The sequence below is a fragment of the Amycolatopsis vastitatis genome, from assembly GCF_002234595.1.
In the GTDB taxonomy this organism is placed as follows: Bacteria; Actinomycetota; Actinomycetes; order Mycobacteriales; family Pseudonocardiaceae; genus Amycolatopsis; species Amycolatopsis vastitatis.
On the sequence record NZ_NMUL01000038.1, the window covers coordinates 36,834 to 55,167 of the forward strand.

21 protein-coding genes are annotated in these 18,334 nt (G+C 72.5%); 2 read left to right on the forward strand and 19 right to left on the reverse strand.

What is annotated here, in order from left to right; translation table 11 throughout:
* Nucleotides 1–83: 83 nt before the first annotated feature.
* The 10 genes from CF165_RS31520 to CF165_RS31565 form a co-directional block, all read right to left on the reverse strand.
* Nucleotides 84–1,358 (reverse strand): deoxyguanosinetriphosphate triphosphohydrolase, encoded by a 1,275-nt coding sequence (locus tag CF165_RS31520; RefSeq protein WP_093951224.1) that lies wholly within the window; start codon nt 1,356–1,358, stop codon nt 84–86.
* Between the two features lie 31 nt (nt 1,359–1,389).
* On the reverse strand, nt 1,390–2,043 hold the full coding sequence (locus CF165_RS31525) for a YdcF family protein (RefSeq protein ID WP_093951460.1): 654 nt from the start codon (nt 2,041–2,043) through the stop codon (nt 1,390–1,392).
* A gap of 24 nt (nt 2,044–2,067) precedes the next feature.
* Nucleotides 2,068–2,673 (reverse strand): response regulator transcription factor, encoded by a 606-nt coding sequence (locus CF165_RS31530; RefSeq protein WP_093951225.1) that lies wholly within the window; start codon nt 2,671–2,673, stop codon nt 2,068–2,070.
* Complete coding sequence (locus CF165_RS31535) at nt 2,670–3,878, reverse strand: sensor histidine kinase (RefSeq protein WP_093951226.1); 1,209 nt, start codon at nt 3,876–3,878, stop codon at nt 2,670–2,672. The genes CF165_RS31530 and CF165_RS31535 overlap by 4 nt, the downstream gene beginning before the upstream one ends.
* 21 nt (nt 3,879–3,899) lie before the next feature.
* Nucleotides 3,900–4,640, reverse strand: a complete 741-nt coding sequence (locus CF165_RS31540; RefSeq protein WP_093951227.1) for an ABC transporter permease — start codon at nt 4,638–4,640, stop codon at nt 3,900–3,902.
* On the reverse strand, nt 4,637–5,569 hold the full coding sequence (locus tag CF165_RS31545) for an ABC transporter ATP-binding protein (RefSeq protein WP_205661021.1): 933 nt from the start codon (nt 5,567–5,569) through the stop codon (nt 4,637–4,639). Before CF165_RS31545 ends, CF165_RS31540 begins: the two co-directional genes overlap by 4 nt.
* A 94-nt stretch (nt 5,570–5,663) precedes the next feature.
* Nucleotides 5,664–7,052 carry a glycine--tRNA ligase gene (locus CF165_RS31550; protein ID WP_093951229.1) on the reverse strand — a complete coding sequence of 463 codons (1,389 nt, stop codon included), beginning with the start codon at nt 7,050–7,052 and terminating at the stop codon, nt 5,664–5,666.
* Between the two features lie 87 nt (nt 7,053–7,139).
* Entirely contained in the window at nt 7,140–7,793 is a 654-nt protein-coding gene (locus CF165_RS31555; protein ID WP_093951230.1) for a class F sortase, read from the reverse strand.
* 79 nt (nt 7,794–7,872) lie between these two features.
* Nucleotides 7,873–8,514, reverse strand: a complete 642-nt coding sequence (locus CF165_RS31560) for a class F sortase (RefSeq protein ID WP_093951231.1) — start codon at nt 8,512–8,514, stop codon at nt 7,873–7,875.
* Nucleotides 8,515–9,600 (reverse strand): hypothetical protein, encoded by a 1,086-nt coding sequence (locus CF165_RS31565; protein ID WP_093951232.1) that lies wholly within the window; start codon nt 9,598–9,600, stop codon nt 8,515–8,517.
* A gap of 263 nt (nt 9,601–9,863) precedes the next feature.
* Here CF165_RS31565 and CF165_RS31570 point away from each other — a divergent pair, with 263 nt between their 5' ends.
* Entirely contained in the window at nt 9,864–10,232 is a 369-nt protein-coding gene (locus tag CF165_RS31570) for an ArsR/SmtB family transcription factor (protein ID WP_093951233.1), read from the forward strand.
* An 80-nt stretch (nt 10,233–10,312) separates the two neighbouring features.
* Nucleotides 10,313–10,693 (forward strand): Fur family transcriptional regulator, encoded by a 381-nt coding sequence (locus tag CF165_RS31575; protein ID WP_020645751.1) that lies wholly within the window; start codon nt 10,313–10,315, stop codon nt 10,691–10,693.
* A gap of 16 nt (nt 10,694–10,709) precedes the next feature.
* On the opposite strand, the gene CF165_RS31580 is transcribed toward CF165_RS31575, so the two are convergent.
* The 9 genes from CF165_RS31580 to CF165_RS31620 form a co-directional block, all read right to left on the reverse strand.
* On the reverse strand, nt 10,710–11,552 hold the full coding sequence (locus tag CF165_RS31580) for a helix-turn-helix domain-containing protein (RefSeq protein ID WP_240521886.1): 843 nt from the start codon (nt 11,550–11,552) through the stop codon (nt 10,710–10,712).
* A gap of 9 nt (nt 11,553–11,561) precedes the next feature.
* Nucleotides 11,562–12,392 carry an alpha/beta fold hydrolase gene (locus CF165_RS31585; RefSeq protein ID WP_093951235.1) on the reverse strand — a complete coding sequence of 277 codons (831 nt, stop codon included), beginning with the start codon at nt 12,390–12,392 and terminating at the stop codon, nt 11,562–11,564.
* 148 nt (nt 12,393–12,540) lie between these two features.
* The gene (locus CF165_RS31590; RefSeq protein WP_093951236.1) at nt 12,541–13,287 is read right to left on the reverse strand and encodes a TIGR03943 family putative permease subunit; all 747 of its coding nucleotides are present in this window, start codon (nt 13,285–13,287) and stop codon (nt 12,541–12,543) included.
* The gene (locus CF165_RS31595) at nt 13,284–14,300 is read right to left on the reverse strand and encodes a permease (protein WP_167441616.1); all 1,017 of its coding nucleotides are present in this window, start codon (nt 14,298–14,300) and stop codon (nt 13,284–13,286) included. Before CF165_RS31595 ends, CF165_RS31590 begins: the two co-directional genes overlap by 4 nt.
* Before the next feature lie 200 nt (nt 14,301–14,500).
* The gene (locus tag CF165_RS31600) at nt 14,501–14,923 is read right to left on the reverse strand and encodes a YbjN domain-containing protein (RefSeq protein WP_093951238.1); all 423 of its coding nucleotides are present in this window, start codon (nt 14,921–14,923) and stop codon (nt 14,501–14,503) included.
* Nucleotides 14,920–15,735, reverse strand: coding sequence for an isoprenyl transferase (locus tag CF165_RS31605; RefSeq protein ID WP_093951239.1), 816 nt, complete (start codon nt 15,733–15,735; stop codon nt 14,920–14,922). The genes CF165_RS31600 and CF165_RS31605 overlap by 4 nt, the downstream gene beginning before the upstream one ends.
* Before the next feature lie 59 nt (nt 15,736–15,794).
* Nucleotides 15,795–16,601, reverse strand: coding sequence for a DNA repair protein RecO (gene recO, locus CF165_RS31610; protein ID WP_093951240.1), 807 nt, complete (start codon nt 16,599–16,601; stop codon nt 15,795–15,797).
* Between the two features lie 49 nt (nt 16,602–16,650).
* On the reverse strand, nt 16,651–17,112 hold the full coding sequence (locus tag CF165_RS31615) for a CD225/dispanin family protein (protein WP_093951241.1): 462 nt from the start codon (nt 17,110–17,112) through the stop codon (nt 16,651–16,653).
* A gap of 65 nt (nt 17,113–17,177) precedes the next feature.
* The gene (locus tag CF165_RS31620) at nt 17,178–18,272 is read right to left on the reverse strand and encodes an RDD family protein (RefSeq protein ID WP_093951242.1); all 1,095 of its coding nucleotides are present in this window, start codon (nt 18,270–18,272) and stop codon (nt 17,178–17,180) included.
* Nucleotides 18,273–18,334: the final 62 nt, after the last annotated feature.

An 18,334-nucleotide genomic window follows, 5' to 3' on the forward strand; every position in this document is an offset into this window, starting at 1 on the left:
AGGCCGGGCCCTGGGCGTGTCGTCTTCCTGATCACGTGTGTCGGCTTCGCAATCACGCGTGTCGACTCGCTGATCACGCCGGTTCAGCGGTGGTGGCGGGTTACGTGCCAGGAGTACCAGACGTGGGCTTGGGCGTCGGTGAGCGAAGCGACCTGGTCGATCACCACCCGCAGCAGGCCCGCGTCGTCGCGGGCCGCGTTCCAGGCCGGGACGAACAGCGGGTCGAGCGATTCCGGGGCGCGCCGCGCGAGCGCGTGCACCAGCTCGACCAGCAGCTCGCGCTGGCCCTCCTGCATCGCCAGCCGGCGGCGGTCGCTCATCACGTACCGGAGGGCCAGTGCCTTCAGCAGCGCGACCTCCGCCGCCACCTGCTCCGGGACGCACAGGCGTGCCCGGTAGCGCCCCAACGGGCCCTCGCCGAACTCCTCGCGCGTGCCCGTGACCGCCGCGGTCGTGAAGCGGCCGACCAGCTCGCTCGTCAGCCGCTTCAACGCGACCTGCGCTCCGGGCGAACCGTCCGGTTCCGCGGAAGCCAGCGCCGCCACCACCGGCAGCGCCAGCAGTTCTTCGGCCGCATCCTCCAAAGTGGACACCGACTGGGCGGAGAAGTGCTTGGCGGCGGCCTCGGCGACGGCGGCGCGCTCGTCCGGGTGGGCCAGCACGCGCAGCTTGATCCGGCCGGCCAGCACGCCGTCCTCGACGTCGTGCACCGAGTACGCGACGTCGTCGGCCCAGTCCATGATCTGGGCCTCCAGGCACGTCCGCTCCGCCGGCGCCCCGGAACGGAACCACTCGAACACCGCGGCGTCGTCGGCGTACACCCCGTACTTCACCCGGCCGGGCCGGCGCGGCCACGGGTACTTGGTGGTCGCGTCCAGGCAGGCGCGAGTCAGGTTGAGCCCGGCCGGGCCGCCGTCGGCGCCCAGCAGCTTCGGTTCGAGCCGGGTGAGGATGCGCAACGTCTGCGCGTTGCCCTCGAACCCGCCGCACGCCGCGGCCACCTCGTCGAGCGCGCGCTCGCCGTTGTGCCCGAACGGCGGATGCCCGATGTCGTGCGCCAGCCCCGCGGTGTCCGCCAGGTCCGGGTCGGCGCCCAGCTCCTCGGCGATCCCGCGGCTGATCTGGGCGACTTCCAGCGAGTGCGTCAGCCGCGTGCGCGGGACGCCGGTGACCTCGGCGCCTTCCCCCGGCCCGACCACCTGGGTCTTGCCGGCGAGCCGCCGCAGCGCGGCGGAGTGCAGCACCCGGGCCCGGTCGCGGGAGAACGCGCCGCGCCCGTCCGCCCGCGCGCCGGGCAGCGCCGCGCCCTTGGCCGGCTCCGGCAGCAGGCGGGCGGTGTCGTGCTCGGTGTAGCTCACCCGGCCAGCCTAAACGCGGCCACCGACAAACTCAGCCCAGGAAGGTGGCGAACAGGTCGTCGGCCGGGGTCTTGGTCAGCCGGTAGTACAGCAGCGCCCCGGTCTCGCGGACGATGTAGCGGAACTGCGTCACGCGTTCCTGCACGATCGGCCCGCTGTGCGTCGGCGCGGTCCAGGCGTCCAGCCCCAGGTCGCCGGCCATGGTCCGGGCCCGGAAGGAGTGCCACGGGTCGCTCACCAGCACCGCGGTGTGCCAGCCGCGCGCCTGGACCTGGTCCGCGACCGCGCGCAGGCTGCGCAGCGTGTCACTGCCTTCGCCGACGGCGATCGTCGCCGACGCCGGCACGCCGTGCCGGGTCAGCCAGAGCTGGCCGGCCCTGGCCTCGGTGAAGTTGTCCTCGGCCTTCTTGCCGCCGGCGGTGACGACCGTCTTCGCGACGCCGGCGTCGTAGAGCTGCTTCGCCTTGACCAGCCGGGCGGCGTAGATGTCCGACGGCTTGCCGTTGTACTGGGCCGCGCCCAGCACCACGATGACGTCCGCGGGCGTCCGGTCGTTCTGGCGGGCGACCTGCCAGACCCGGAACGCCGTCCCGCCGACGAGCGCCAGCAGCATGAGGACCGTACCGAAGGCGATCCGGCGTGCCCAGCTCCCGAGCGACGGTTTGATGCGTTCAGCGGTACCCACCCGGCCCATTCTTTCAGAAGCGGCTCAGAGCCAGCCACGCTCCTCCGCGACGCGCACCGCTTCGGCCCGGGTCCGGGCGCCGGTCTTGCCGATCGCGGCGGACAGGTGGTTGCGGACGGTGCCCTCGGACAGGTGCAGCGCGCGGGCGACGTCGGCGACCGTGCTGCCGTCCCTGGCTTCCCGCAGCACGTCGTGCTCCCGCCCGGTGAGCGGGCTGGCGCCGGTGGCCAGGGATTCCGCGGCCAGCGCCGGATCCACCACCCGCAGTCCACTGTGGACCCGGCGGACGGCTTCGACGAGCTGCTCCGGCGGGGCGTCCTTGACGACGAACCCGGCCGCGCCCGCCGCCATCGCCCGGGCCAGGTAGCCGGGACGGCCGAACGTGGTGCAGATGATCACCCGGCACGACGGGAGCGCGGCCCGCAGGTCGGCCGCGGCCGCCAGCCCGTCCTTGCCCGGCATCTGCACGTCCAGCAGGGCGACGTCGGGCTTGGCCGCGAGCGCGGCGGCCACCACCTCGTCGCCGGACCCGACCTGCCCGACCACCTCGATGTCGTTCTCGAGGCCCAGCACGGTGGCCAGTGCCCCGCGCACCATGGCCTGGTCGTCGGCCAGCAACACCCGGATCAAGCGAGTCCTCCCGCGGGTTCGGTCCGCACGGCCGTGGCGGCCGCGCGGGGTTCCGGCAGCGGGATCTCCGCCCGCACCAGCAATCCTCCCCCGGGGCGGGCCGACGGCCGCAGGGTCCCCCCGACGGCGTCCAGCCGTTCACGCAGCCCGCGCAGGCCGTTGCCCGGCACGACTTCGGTGGCGCTTCCGTCGTCCTCGATCTCCAGCCAGTTCTCGCCCAGCCGCACCTCCACCTGCTTGGCCCCGGAATGCCGCAGCACGTTCGTCACGGCTTCCCGCAGCACGTAGCCGAAGGTGTTCTGGAATTCCGGCCGGACGTTGTCGACAGCGTGCGGCAGGTCGGCGTCGATCTCCGCGGCCCGCAACGCCGCCCGGGCCCCGACCAGTTCCGCGGACAGCGACACCTCGCGGTACTCCGACACGGTCGCGCGGACGTCGGAGAGCGCGCTGCGGGTCAGGCTCTCGACCTCCCGGATCTCCTCCACCGCGCGCGGGATGTCGCCGGAGCTTTCCAAGACCCGCCGCGCCAGCCCGGCCTTGACGGTGATCGTGGTGAGGCTGTGGCCGAGCAGGTCGTGGAGGTCACGGGCGACGCGCTGGCGCTCGTTCGTCACGGCGAGGGTGGCGATCTCCGCGTTGGCCTGCTCCAGCCGGCGGATCGCGCGGATGAGGCTGGACATGAAGAACATCGCGAGGGTGACCGACGAGACGGTGATCAGGTCGCCGTAGTCGTTCCCGAACCGGCCGGCCAGGAGCATGATCACCGCCGCCAGCACCACCGCCGCCCCGTCCAGGATGACCACCCACGCGGGCGGCACCAGGAAGACCATCGCCGCGGTGCCGTAGAGCAGGACGAACGGGTTGGCGTTGGCGGCCCCGACGAGGGTGAGGCCGAGGGTCAGCATCCCCACCCCGTAGGCGAAGCGGACCGGCCGGGCGCGGTCGAACGCGAGCGGGAAGAGCGCGTACGAGAGCGCGTAGCCGTAGACGAGCGCCCAGAGCCCGATCAGACCGGGTGTCACCTGGTCCGCCGCCAGCAGCCGCTTCGTCACCGGGATGAGGTAGGGCAACGTGAACGCGATCGAGAAGATCGGCCACCGCACCTTGTCCGGGCCGCCGCCCCGCTGGCCGCGGGGCGGGTCCTCCCACCACGCTTCCCGGTTGTTCAGCCCGAACCGGTGGTCCGCGCCCTCGCCCTTCGCCATGGTTTCTCGTCCTTCCGGCCCTCAGACGCGGGCACTGTCCTTACGGTAACGCCTGATCACCAGCGCCCCCAGGACGACCGTCCACGCCGCGAGCACGCCAACGGCGTGGGGCAGCGACACCACCATGTCGGTGGTCACCGCGGGCCGCACCACCTGCAGCACCCAGTACGTCGGCATGATCTGCGCGAGGTCGTGCATCCAGCCCGGCATGGTCTCCAGCGGGATCCACAGGCCGCCGAGGAAGCCCATGCCGAGGGTGACGAGCATGGTGATCGGCTGCATCGAGTCCGGCGTGCCGAACTGCCCGATCAGCAGCCCGAGCAGGACCAGCGGGAGCGTGCCGAGGAAGATGCCGGCGAAGATCCGGGCCCAGCCCGCCGCGTCCAGGCGCACGCCCTCGACGGTCACGGCCAGCAGCGGCACCAGGATCAGCGCGGGCAGGCCGACGAGCATCCCGGACAGCGCCTTGCCGCCGAGGTAGCCGAAGCCGGTCAGCGGGGTCAGCCGCAGCTGCCGCTGCCAGCCGAGCGCGCGCTCCAGGGCGAGCCGGGCGCCACTGGTGTTGGCCGCGGCGAACGTCCCGAACGTCATCATGTTGATCATGACGATGGCGGCGATCTTCACGTGGTCCGGGTCGCTGGTCTTGGTGAAGACGTTGGCCTGCAACAGGAACATCAGGACCGGGAACGCGACCACGAAGACCAGGAAGCGCGGCGCCCGGAAGTTCCGGCGGATCTCGGTGAGCAGGTAGGTGGCGTTCATCGCACGGGCTCCGCGGTCTCGTCGGCGGTCAGGGACAGGAAGGCGCCTTCGAGGCCGACGGCGCTGATCTCGACGTCGCGCACGCCCGGCACCGCGGCCTTGAGCGCCCACAGCGTGGCGTCGGAGTCGCTGCTGGAGATCGCGACACGGTCGCCGCGCAGCTCGAACTCCTTGACGCCGGGCAGCCCGGCGATCACCGCGTCGGTGGCGCCCGGCACGGCGGCGCGCAGCGTGCGGCCACCGGCCAGCGCGCGGACCTCGGCCACCGAGCCGTCGGCGACGATCCGGCCGCGGCGCATCAGCACCACGCGGTCGGCGAACTCCTCGGCCTCTTCGAGGTAGTGCGTGGCGAACAGGACCGTGCGGCCGGACTCGGTGAACGAGTACATCGACTGCCAGAACTCGCGCCGGGTTCCGACGTCCATCGCGGCGGTCGGTTCGTCGAGGATCAGCAGGTCGGGGTTGCTGACCAGGGCGACGGCGAAGCGCACGCGCTGCTTCTGCCCGCCCGACAGCTTGTTCGCGCGGCGGCCGGCCAGCTCCTCGACCCCGGCGGCGCGCAGGGCCTCGGCCACCGGCATCGGCTTGCGGTGCAGGGCCGCGACCATGCCGACGGTCTCACCGACGGTCAGGTCGTCCATCAGGGCGCCGCCCTGCAGCATCGCGCCGATCAGCCCGGCGCGGACGGCGTCGATCGGCTTGCGCCCGAACACGCGCACTTCACCGGCGTCCGGGCTGGTCAGGCCGAGGATCATGTCGACGGTGGTGGACTTGCCCGCCCCGTTCGGGCCGAGCAGGGCGACCACCTCGCCCGGGGCGATCGTCAGGTCGACGCCGTCGACCGCGTGGACGTCACCGTAGTGCTTCCGCAGGCCGGTGAGGTGGACCGCGGCCCCCGCCGCCACCGCCTGGGTGTCTGTTTCTCGCATGCCCCCAGGCTGCCGCCCGGAAGGCCCGGGTCCCCAGACCGTGCGTCACGACCTGACCGTGACAGGTGTCAGGGGTACCCGGGCCCCGGGTGGCTCAGCAGCCGATCAGGCGGCCGGCCAGATAGGACTCCAGCTTGTCGATCGCGACGCGCTCCTGGGCCATCGTGTCGCGGTCGCGGACCGTCACGGCGTTGTCCTCCAGGCTGTCGAAGTCGACCGTCACGCAGTACGGCGTGCCGATCTCCTCGTGCCGGCGGTACCGCTTGCCGATCGAGCCGGCGTCGTCGAAGTCGACGTTCCAGTGCTTGCGCAGGAGGTCCGCGACGGCCTTCGCCTTCGGCGTGAGGTCGGCGTTGCGCGACAGCGGCAGCACCGCGGCCTTGAACGGCGCCAGCCGCGGGTCGAGCTTCAGCACCACGCGCTTGTCGGTGCCGCCCTTGGCGTTCGGCACCTCTTCCTCGTAGTAGGCGTCGATCAGGAACGCCATCATCGACCGGCCGACACCGGCCGCCGGCTCGATGACGAACGGGCGGTACCGCTGCTTCGACGTCGGGTCGAAGTACGACAGGTCCTGACCCGAGTGGTTCGAGTGCGTGGTCAGGTCGAAGTCGGTGCGGTTGGCGATGCCCTCCAGCTCGCCCCACTCCTGGCCCGCGTTGAACGCGAACCGGTACTCGATGTCGACGGTGCGCTTCGCGTAGTGCGAAAGCTTTTCCTTCGGGTGCTCGAAGTGGCGCAGGTTTTCGGCCTTGATGCCGAGGTCGGTGTACCACTTCGTGCGCTCGTCGATCCAGTACTGGTGCCAGGTCTCGTCCTCGCCCGGCTCGACGAAGAACTCCATCTCCATCTGCTCGAACTCGCGCGTCCGGAAGATGAAGTTGCCCGGCGTGATCTCGTTGCGGAAGGACTTGCCGATCTGGCCGATGCCGAACGGCGGCTTCATCCGCGACGTCGTCTGGACGTTCGAGAAGTTCACGAAGATGCCCTGCGCGGTCTCCGGGCGGAGGTAGTGCAGGCCCTCCTCGGACTCCACCGGGCCGAGGTGGGTCTTCAGCATCATGTTGAAGTCCCGCGGCTCGGTGTACTTGCCGCGCGTCCCGCAGTTCGGGCAGGGCACGTCGGACAGGTCGTCCTCGGTCGTCTCCTTGCCGCTGCGCGCCGCGTACTCCTCGGCGAGCTGGTCGGCGCGGAACCGCTTGTGGCACGAGAGGCACTCGATCAGCGGGTCGGTGAACACGTTGACGTGCCCGGAGGCGACCCACACCTGGCGCGGCAGGATCACGGAGGAGTCGAGCCCGACGACGTCGTCGCGGCCCTGCACCACGGTCTTCCACCACTGGCGCTTGATGTTGTCCTTGAGCTCGACCCCGAGCGGTCCGTAGTCCCACGCCGAGCGGGTACCGCCGTAGATCTCTCCGCTGGCGAAGACGAAACCACGGCGCTTGCACAGGCTGACTACGGTATCGATGGTGTTCGTGGGCACTCCACGCTCCGGGAACTTGCGGGGACGGTCAGGACTTGGAACATCCAGGGTATCCGCCGGGACCCACCGCATTTCGCGCAGGTGAGCCTACGGCCGCGACACCAGCGACGCGGTCACGACGCGGTTGTCCTCGTACCCCTCGCTGCCGCCGACGTACTCGCCTCCGCAGGTGACCAGCAGCAGCTTGTGCGGCCCGTCCGGGGAGAACAGCTGCTCCGAGCGCCCGGCCAGCTCCGACTTGTGGATGGTCTCGGTCGCGTCGACGCGGTAGACCCACGCGCCGCCCGCGGCGTCGGTCAGCTTGACCTCCTGCCCCTGCTTGACCTGCCACAGCTCGTTGAACGGCCCCTTCTTGCCCTTCCAGTTCACGTGCCCCGACAGCAGCGCGACGCCGTGGTCGGCCCCCAGCTCCGCGCCCCACCAGGCGGCTTCGTCGAGGCCCTCGGGGATCTTCAGGGCGCCGTTCGCGTCGAGGTCCTCCTGGACCAGCTTCGCGGTGCCGCCGCCGGGCAGCGCGAGCCGCGCGGGCGCCTTGCCGGTCTCCGCCTTGGCGTCCTGGGCGGCCGGCTGGTTGGCGGCGGGCACGGGCCCGCCGGTGCCGTTCGCGACCGCGGGTTCATCCTTTCCGGTGAACACGAGCAGGGTCGCGACGATCGCCGCGACCACGAACGCGCCGGCGACGCCGACGATCCACCAGCGGCCGGGGCCCTTCTTCGGTTCCGCCGGGCTCTGCTCCTGCATGGGCTTGTGCTCCTTCGCTTTCGTGGCCACCTCACAGGCACACATGCCGCGACGGGCGAAGGAGGTTGCACCGAACCCGCTAACCGGCGGGGCGCGTCACCAGCCTGGCCGTCACCAGGCGGTTCTCGTCGTACCCCTCGGTGCCGCCGACGTAGTCGCCGCCGCAGGTCACCAGCACCAGCCGGTGCGGGCCGTCCTGCCCGAACCACCGGGCGGCCTGGGCGGGCAGCGTCTCCTTCGGCACCGTGACGATGTCGTCCACGCGGTAGACCCAGCGGCCGCCGCTCGCGTCGACGACGCTGACCTCGTCGCCGTCGCGCATCCGCCACAGCTCGTCGAACGGCCCGCGCGTGCCCTCCCAGTTCACGTGCCCCGACAGCAGGGCGGCGCCCTGCCCGGCCCCCAGCTTGGCGCCCCACCAGGCGGCGTCGCCGAGCCCGCGCGGGATCGGCAGCACGCCGGTGTCGGTCAGCTCGGTGCGGACCAGCCGGGCGGTGGCGCCGCCGGGCAGCCGGACCGTGCCCGGCCGCTGCTGCGCGGCGGACTCGCTGTCGGCGGGCAGCACGGCCGGGGCCGCGTTCTCCCCCGGCAGCGCGCCGGGCGGCGGGGCCGCCGCCGTCGGCGTGGCGGTCGGCGGCAGCCAGGTCAGCACGACGATCCCGGCCGCGAAGGCGGCCACGGCCAGCGCCGCCGCCAAGGCGGCCAGCGCGGTGCGCAGCACCTAGTCCGTCCCGGTCTTGCGCCGCCTGCCGAGCAGGAGGGCGACCGCGGCGAAGAAGACGCCGCCGAAAAGCAGGCCGATGCCGAGCGGGACGCGGGAGCCGTCACCGCCGGTGTCGGGCGCGGCCGCGCCGAGGTAGCCGGCGGGCACCTGTGTCGGCACGGCGGCCTGCGTGGCGGTCGTGCCGCCCGCCGGGCCGGCCGCCCTGGCGACGAACCCCTTCGGGACCGAGCAGCTGACCCCGCCGAGGACGATCGTGGTCCGCACGTCCTGCAGCGCGGCGCCCTGGGCGTCCTTGACGTGGGTGGTGATCTCGGCCCGCCAGCCGGCGACGGCGGTGAAGTCGCCCCCGCGCCAGCCGTCCTGGCGGATCAGCTGGTCGAAGCCGGCGACGCGGGTCAGCTTGAGGTCCGAAAGGGTGGTCTCCTTGTCGGCGCCGGTGATGTCGCCGGGCGGGCCGAGCCGCAGGTTCTTCAGCTGCAGGCCGGCGGTGCCGCCGGGCATCGGGACGATGCCGAGCGCGCCGCCCTGGCGCACCCACAGCCGCGTCACCGACGACGTGCCGGAGAGCTTGGCGGGCCCGGTGCAGTCGACCGCGGTCTTGGCGCCTTCCAGCACGAGCACGGTGTTGTCGGCCGGTTTCGCCCCGCCCTGCCAGTTGTCACGCAGCGCGTAGTTGGTCTCCGCGACGGCGGTGGGCACGGTGGTGGCCTGCAACGCGGCGACGACGTTGTGGTCCCGGCTCGCGACGCCCGGCGGGTACGGATCCTGTGACACGCTGTAGCGGCCGAGGTCGATCTGGTAGTGCCCGCCGAAGGTGGCCCGCTCGCCGTCGTCCTTGGGGACCGAGACGCGGTCCGCGCCGAGCTTCGACTGGCCGGGCAGCAGCGGTGAACGTTGCGTTTCGGTGATCAGGGCGCCGCCGTGCTGGCCTTCGTCGCCGATCCGCACCGACGCGATGTTCGCGAACGAGACCGGCCCGGTCTTCTCGTCGACCGCCTGGGTTTGCGCACCCGCCAACCCGGCCCCGACCAGCGGGAACAGCACGGCCGTCAGGGCGGCTGCCTTAGTCACGAAACGCGTCATGTCTCCCCACTGCTTTTCTTCGGGCGGCCGCGAGCGACGAAACGCTCCGCGACTACCTTGCACCGTCGGCCACGACATGCGAAGCCGCAGAGCCAATATCCCACGAACTCACCCGAACGGGGTAATACGACCAGCCGTACCCCGCAGCTCGGCGCCGGGCCGGGGCTCCCGGACGGGGGAACACTAGGATGGGCGGCACCGTTATCGGCAATGACTACGGAATTCATGGTCGCGGACGGCGGACGAGCAGCGTGGAGGCGGGAATGGCGACGGTCACCGGGAGTGGCGCCCAGCCGGGGCTCGCGGAGTGCGCGCCGGCGGCCGAAGCGGCGCCGGCGCACCCGTCCCCGTCGGTCCTGACCGACGCGGGCGACCTGCTGCGCGCCCTGGCGGCGCCGGTCCGGATCGCGATCGTGCTGCAGCTGCGCGTGGCCGACCGGTGCGTGCACGAGCTGGTGGACGCCCTCGACGTCGCGCAGCCGCTGATCAGCCAGCACCTGCGGGTCCTCAAGACCGCCGGGGTGGTCCAGGGCGAGCGCCGCGGCCGCGAAGTCGTCTACCGGCTCGCCGACGACCACCTGGCGCACATCGTCGTCGACGCCGTCGCCCACGTGCAGGAAGGAAAGCGATGAACGCCGTAGCCCCACAACCTGCCGCACAACCTGCCGCACAACCTGCCGCACAATCTGCCGCACAACGCAGCCAGGCGCCGGTGCCCGGGCGCCGATCGACCAAGCAGCGGGCCGCGGTCGTCGAGCTGCTGAGCACCGTCGACGACTTCCGCTCGGCCCAGGAACTGCACGACGAGCTGCGCAAACGCGGCGACGGCATCGGGCTGACGACGGTGTACCGCACCCTGCAGTCGCTGTCGGAAGCCGGCGAGATCGATGTGCTGCGCACGGACTCCGGCGAAGCGATCTACCGCCGTTGCTCGGCCCACCACCACCATCACCTGGTGTGCCGGCTGTGCGGCCGCACGGTGGAGGTCGAGGGACCGGCGGTGGAGCGCTGGGCGGAGAAGATCGCGGCCGAGCACGGCTTTTCGGAGATCTCCCACACGGTCGAGATCACCGGCACCTGCGCCGAGCACTGAGGCCCCGGCCGGAGCATCAGGTCCGCGGGGCTGCGGGCCAGGCCACGTCGTCGATCGCGAGCCAGGGGGCGGCCGCCACGGCCGCCGGCGTGGCTCCCGTCATCGCCATGACCTCGCGGTGCAGGTGCGACTGGTCGGCGTAACCGCTTCGCGCCGCCACGCTCGCGGCCGCGTGACCTGCGGCCAGCAGGTGCGCCGCGTGGTCGAAGCGGACCAGCCGCGCGGCCTTCTTGGGCGTCACCCCGAGCTGGACCCGGAACCGGGACCACAGGCGCTTGCGGCTCCACCCGACCTCCTCCGCCAGGCCCTCGACCCGGACGCGCCCCCGGGCGGTGACCGTCCGCCGCCAGGCGTGGGCGACCTCCGGCTCGACCGGGCGGCCCCCGGCACGCCGGCCGAGGACGTCCGCCGCGACCGCGAACCGTTCGTCCCACGAAGAGGCGGTGCGCAGCCGTTCCTCGAGCTGCCCGGCGTCGCGGCCCCAGACCTCGTCCAGGGCCACCACGCCGCCGGTGAGCTCGGCCGACGCGCCGAGCACCGCGGCCGCGGCCACCGGCGACAACCGGATCTGCAGGCACTCGCCACCGCGCCCGCCGGTCCGGACCCGGCCCGGGAGCAGCCCGGCCGCGAAACTGCCGCGCTCGCGCCGCCCACCGGCGTCGCGGACGACGCCCCCGCCCTCGCTCAGGTCGACGAGCAGGGTGACGGAGGGGTGCGCGACCATGGCGATTTCGACCGGCCCGGCGACCCGCTGCCGGAACCCGGCCATGGCGATCCCCGGCAGCAGGCCCGGCGGACGCGGCACGGCGATGTCCACGTCCGCCCACGTCCAGGCGGGTGATCCGCCGACCGAAAGCACAGCAGCAGCCTAGGCCGGGGGACGCACCGGCGGGGCGTTCCCCGCCGTCGCCGTGAAGCGCAGCAGGAGTTCGCCGGTGGTCTCGGGTGCTTCGAGGATCGGCAGGTGCCCGACGCCGGGCAGCAGCTCGACTCGCGTGTCCGGCACCGCTTCGTACCGATGGGCCGACGACGGGTCCCACCGCGGGTCGGCCGCGCCGAAGATCACCAGGACCGGGTGCCCGAGACCGGCGAGACGGCCGGGCACGCTCCGCTCGGCGACGTACGCGGCGTTGCCGCGCAACACTTTCCGGAACGTGCGGTAGGTGATGTTCCCGAGGTCCGCGATCATCCCGGCCGGAATGTCCACCGGACGCGCGGTCGTCGCGACGATCCCCTTGCGGATCATCGCGTCCGACCGCCTCGCCCAGAGAAGCGGGCCGAGCGGCGGGGCCAGCAGAGCCCGGAGGACGAGCGGCTGCGGGAGGAGCGCCCCCGGACTCGGGCCGGTGCTGATCAGCGCGAGCGACCGCACCAGGCCGGGGCGCTGTTCCGCGAGCGAGGTGGCTACGTAGCCGCCGCTGGAGTGCCCGGCCACCGCGACCTGCCGCAGCCCGAGGTCGTCGAGCAACGCGGCCACGCGGCCGGCCTGCGCGGGCACCTCGTACGAGGGCGCGGGCGGGGACTGGCCACACCCGGGCAGGTCGACCCGGATGACGTGGTGGCAGGCGGCGAGGGCCCCCGCCACCAGGTCCCATGAGGCACCCGAGGCGCCTGATCCGTGGATGAGCACGAGGGGCGGTGCCTCGCGTGGGCCTTCGCGGACCACGTGCATCCCGTGGGCGAAGTCGTGACTGACCATGCGCCGGACAGTAGGGGCGCCACCTGCCGCCGGTCTTGGACGAATGTCAGCGCCGGGACGGTCGGCTCGCGTACCTGGACCGTCGGCTCGGCATCCGACCCTCCGGGTACGCGAGCCGGCCGTCCAGGTACGCGAGCCGGCCCGATCCTCAGTATTCGTAGGGGTCTTTCGGGGCCGGGACGGTCGTCAGCGAGGCCGGGGTGAAGTCCGGCGTGTAGCTGTTGTCCCTCGTCGCCGTGCCCGGGACGACCTGGCCCGTCACCTGGATCCAGGCGTCGCTCGCGAGGTGGTCGGCTTCGCCGCCGCGGAGGCGGACCGTCACCGGGAAGGCGTCCGCCGCGCAGCAGCTGATCACCAGGCGGGCCAGCAGCGTGCTGCCGCCGGTGTGCACGACGAACCCGGTCAGGGAGACCGTACGGCCGTTGAGCGTGCCCGCCTTGTCCCAGCCCGCGCGGCTGACGAACTCGTTCACCGGCAACGTCACCACGTTCCCCGCCGGCAGCGCCGGGAACGCCGCGGAGTTGGCGGCGGCCGCGCTCGCCGGCACCCGCGCCTCGGTGCGGATCACCGAGTCCGCCCCCAGCGCGGGCGGGGCGATCAGGAACACCGCGAGCACCGGCACCAGCAGCAGCCAGGCCGGCCGGGCCGAGTGCGCGTGGCCGTCCTCCTCGTGGCCGTGGCCGTCGTCCGGCGGGACCGCGGCCGTGGCGGCCCGCGCGGCGAGCACGTCACGCACGATCGCGACGGCGCCCAGCACCACCATCACCAGGCCGCCGGTGATGATCCACGGCTGCTGCGCCGGCTTGACGTACCGCAGGTAGTCGCCGTTGACCGCGATCTTGACCAGCGCCCCGCCGAGCAGGATCAGCAGGATGTTCTGAGTCTCCCGTTTCACGCGACCCCCACCAGCACCCCGGCCACGACCGCGCAGGCCACCGCCACCACGAACGTCGCGGGCGCGAACCGCACCGCGAACGACCGGCCGAACGTGCCCGCCTGCAGGGCGAACAGCTTGACGTCGACCGCCGGGCCGACGACCAGGAACACCAGTTTCGGCAGCAGCGGCAACGCGGTCAGCGACGCCGCCACGAACGCGTCCGCCTCGCTGCACAGCGCCAGCACGACCGCGAGCACCGCCATCACGACGACGCCCAGCACGATCTGGTCGCCCAGCACGCCGAACCACTTCGACGGCACCAGCACGTTCAGCGCCGACGAGATCAGCGCGCCCAGCACCAGGAAACCGCCCGCCTCGGCCAGGTCGGTCCGCGCGGTCTCGGCGAACACCCGCCACCGCTGCCCGTCCGCCACCTCGGGGAGCCGGCGCAGGGCGCGGGCGGTGATCCATTCGAGCTTGCCGAAGCGGGCCCACAGCCAGCCCATCACCATCGCCGTGGCGAGTGAGCCGGCGAACCGGGCCAGCACGAGTTCCGGCTTGCCGGGGAAGGCGACCGCGGTGGCCACCAGCACCACCGGGTTGACCGCCGGAGCCGCGAGCAGGAACGCCAGCGCCGCGGCGGGCGCCACGCCCTGCCCCATCAGCCGCCGCGCCACGGGAACCGAGGCGCACTCACAGCCGGGCAGCGCGACCCCGGCGAGCCCGGCGACGCCGACGGCCGCACCGGCCCGGCGAGGCAGCACCTTCTCCAGCACGCGGGCGGGCACGAACGCGGCGATGGCCCCGCTGATCAGCACGCCCAGCACGAGGAAGGGCAGGGCCTGCACGCAGACCGCGACGAACACGGTCGAGCCGGTGCGCAGCGCCGGCACGTCGAACAGCTGCTGCAGCCGGTCCTGGCCGAGGATCGCGATCAGCAGGATCGCGCACAGCACCTCGACCGAGCTGATCCGGAACCGGCGACGGGTGCGCCGGCCGGGCTCGGCCGCGGTGTCGGGAAGAGTGTCCACGACGGCGATGATGCCAGGGCCGTCCGGCAGGACGGCATCCGCACGGGCCGCGAACGGCGGATTACGGTCCGTTTTGGCCCCTGGTTCGCCGTTCGCGCCGAAAATTCGGCCACGCCGGCGGGTTTCCCGATGACATGAACGACTCTTTCCTGTCGTCGGAGGTCATGAACGAGTCGTTCCTGACCTCCGACGGCCGGCGGCTACTCCGGCAGGATCCCCGGCAATTCGGTCCGCAGCTGCGAAGCCGTCGACACCACCAGCATCAGCAGCGTTCCGAGCGCGGCCGGGTCCAGCCCCGCGGCCGGGAACGCGTACCGCAGCGTGACGTCGACGCCGTTGTCCGAGTGGCCGACCCCGAGCGTCCCGAACAGTCCCTGCCCCGCCCGCTCGGCGACCGCGATCGACAGTTCGGGCGCGTCCGCCAGGTCCCAGCCGACCACGCAGGTCAGCGTCAGCACCGTGAGACCCTCGCCGAGCCGGGTCGCCTGGATCACGCACGGCACGCCGCCGTGGGAGAACGTCAGCGCCCCGTCGTCGTCGACGCGGACCTCGAGGTAACGCTCGAGAGCGTCCTTCGCCTGTGTCAGCAGCTCCGCGGTCTCGGCCGCTTCGGTTGCGCTCACGAAGAAGCCGCCTGATCGACAGCGCCGCCGAAGCGCCTGTCGCGCTTCGCGAACTCCAGGCAGGCGCGCCACAGGTGCGTCCGGTCGAAGTCCGGGAACAGCGTGTCCTGGTAGACCATTTCGGCGTAGGCCGACTGCCACAGCAGGAAGTTCGACGTCCGCTGCTCGCCCGAGGGCCGCAGGAAGAGGTCCACGTCCGGCATGTCCGGCTGGTACAGGTACTTCCCGATCGTCTTCTCGTTCACCTTGTCCGGGTTCAGCTTCCCGTCGGCGACGTCCTGGGCGATCCGGCGCATGGCGTCGCCGAGCTCCGCGCGGCCGCCGTAGTTGACGCACATCGTCATGTTCAGCGCCGTGTTGTGCTTGGTCTTCTCCTCGGCCGCCTGCAGCTCCTTGATGACCGAGGTCCACAGCTTCGGCCGCCGCCCGGCCCAGCGGATCCGCACGCCGATCGAGCCGAGGTAGTCGACCTGGCGGCGGATGGTGTCGCGGTTGAAGCCCATCAGGAACCGCACCTCTTCGGGGCTGCGCTTCCAGTTCTCGGTCGAGAACGCGTACACCGAGAGCCACTTGACGCCCAGCTCCACCGCGCCGCTCGCGACGTCGATCATCACCGCTTCGCCGCGCTTGTGCCCCTCGATCCGCGGCAGGCCGCGCTGGTTGGCCCAGCGGCCGTTGCCGTCCATGACCAGCGCGACGTGCTTGGGCACCAGCTCGCGCGGGATCTCCGGCGGCTTGGCGCCGGAGGGGTGCGGATCCGGGGCCCGCAGCTCGGATCGCGACGCCTTGTTCTCGCGTCCCCTGCGCAGCACTGGGAGCCTCCCTGGATGGGTGAAACCGATCGGGTCCGACCCTACTGCCCGGACACCACCTATCTTTCGGGGGTTCGGGTGGCGGAGCCCCCGGCTCGGGGCGAAGCCGCAGATATCACCGCCGCCTGCCGGGGGCGTCGCTCGACCAGGGGAAGGGACCGGAGCTGGCGTTCCAGATGCCACTGCAGGTGCGCCGCGACCAGGCCGCTCGCGTCCCGGCGGGTGCCGGGCAGGGTCGACTCGGCCAGCGGCCATTCGCCGTGCAGGAGGGCGGTGAGCAGGTCCAGGACCTCCGGGGCGGGGTGCACGCAGCCGGGGACGCGGCAGTCCTGGCACATCGAACCGCCGGCGGCGACGCTGAACGCGGTGTGCGGGCCCGGCAGGCCGCAGCGGGCGCACTCGGTGAGCGCGGGCGCCCAGCCGGCGTAGGACATCGCGCGGAGGAAGAAGGCGTCGAGCACCAGGGAGGAGTCGCGCTCCCCCGCGGCGAGCGCGCGCAACGCGCCGACGACGAGGAGGTACAGCTTGAGCACCGGCTCGCCCTCTTCGGCCGAGAGCCGGTCCGCGGTTTCGGCGATCGCGCTGGCCGCGGTGTAGCTCTGGTAGTCGGCGACCAGTGGCAGCTGGAACGCGTCCACGGTCTCGACCTGGGTGATGACGTCGAGCGTGCGCCCGGTGTAGAACTGCACGTCGACGTGGCCGAACGGCTCCAGCCGGGCCCCGAAGCGCGACGAGATGCGCCGCACGCCCTTCGCCACGGCGCGGACCTTGCCGTGCCGCCGCGTGAGCAGGGTGACGATCCGGTCGGCCTCACCCAGCTTGTGCGTGCGCAACACCACCCCGGTGTCGCGGTAGAGGTTCACCACCCCGACATCGTCCCACTGTCGGGCGATGCCGGGGTGGACCGACCCGGGTTCAGCAGGAGTAGGTGGAGCAGTACGAGGGGATGGACGCGACCGCCGTGATCGAGACGATGATCATGATGATCGCGAAGATCCAGCCCAGCGCCCCGATGATGGTGGCGATCAGGCAGAGCGTGCGCGTGGTGTTGGAGGCCTGCTCCGCCATCGCGTAGTTGCCCTGCATCTTGTACGTCTTGACCTCGTTGGACTTCATGATCGCGAAGATCGCGAGGATCCACATGAGGAAGATGCAGCCGATCGCCCAGCCCTTGTACTCCTTGATGGCGTTGATGTCGCGGCCGGGACCGCCGTAGCCGGGGGCACCGTAGCCGGGCGCGCCGAAACCGCCGGTGGGCGGCTGGCCGTACGGCGCGGGCTGGCCGTAGGGCGCGGGCATGCCGCCGGACGGCGGGCCGTAACCGGGCTGCGGCGGCTGCTGACCGTAGGGCTGCTGCTGGCCGTAGGGATTGGTCATGAACTTCTACCCCAACTATGAGTGAACTTCCCCCGGGCAACCCCGGCGGTGTGCGGGACCGACTGTCAGTGCTGCGGCGGCTGGTCGGTCGGCGGCTGCTGCCCGTACTGGCCCGGCTGGAGCTTCTGGGTTTCCCCGGCCCCGCCCTGGCCTTCCGGACGCAGCATCTGGGTGCGCTCGGCCTGCTCGTCGAAGGCGGATCCGCCGCCGGCGTCCGGGCGGAGCATCTGGGTGCGCTCCGCCTGCTCGTCGAAGGCCGGGCCACCCGGCGGCGGGGTGGGCGGCTGCTGCCCGAAGCCACCGGGCTGCGGCGGCTGGCCGAACGCGCCCTGCTGCGGGGGCTGCCCGAACCCACCGGACGGCGGCTGCTGGGGGAACCCGCCGGAGGACGGCTGCTGCGGGAAGCCACCCGAGGACGGCGGCTGACCGAACCCGCCCGGGGCGGGCTGGCCGAAGCCGCCGGACTGCGGCTGGCCGAACTGACCGGGCTGGCCGGGCTGCTGGCCCGGCGGCGGGTAACCACCGGCGAACGGCTGTGCGCCCGGCTGGCCGAACGGGGCCTGGCCGGGAGCGGCCGACGCGTCGGCCTGCACCACCACGGAACTCACGATCTTGTCCGCGAACGTCTGGGTCTTGTCGTCCCACAGCGGCCACAGGAAGCCGAGGTAGCAGGGCAGGGCGTCGGCGATGTGGGCGAGGTCGCGGAGGAAGGCCGTGCCCACGCCGACCGGCTGCCCGGTCTGCTCGGAGACCAGCTTGATCCCGAGGACGCGCTTGCCGAGGGACTGGCCGGTGTTGCCCTGCTGGATCCACCGGTTGTAGATGGACCAGCCCAGGCCCGCGAGCGCGCCGAGGCCGTACAGGAGGCCGCCGACGGTCCGCGCGCCGCTGGCCGTCAGCACGAGCGCCAGGAGGTCGAGGACCAGCACCGGGGAGATGTCGATCAGGTAGGCACCGGCGCGCTGCCCCCAGTTCGCGTAGTTCCGCGGCGGACCGAAGGGACTGCCCTGCTGGCCGAACTGCGCGGGCTGCCCGAACGGTGCCTGCTGCCCGTAGGGCCCGGGCTGGCCGTACGGCGCCTGGCCCGGCTGCGGCTGTCCGAACGGCTGCTGGCCGCCGGGCTGCTGCCCGAAGGACTGCTGGCCGTAGGGATCGGTCATTGGGTCTCCCCCTCGCTGGTCAACTCCGCCGCACACCCGTGCGTACGGCGCGGTCCGCGGGA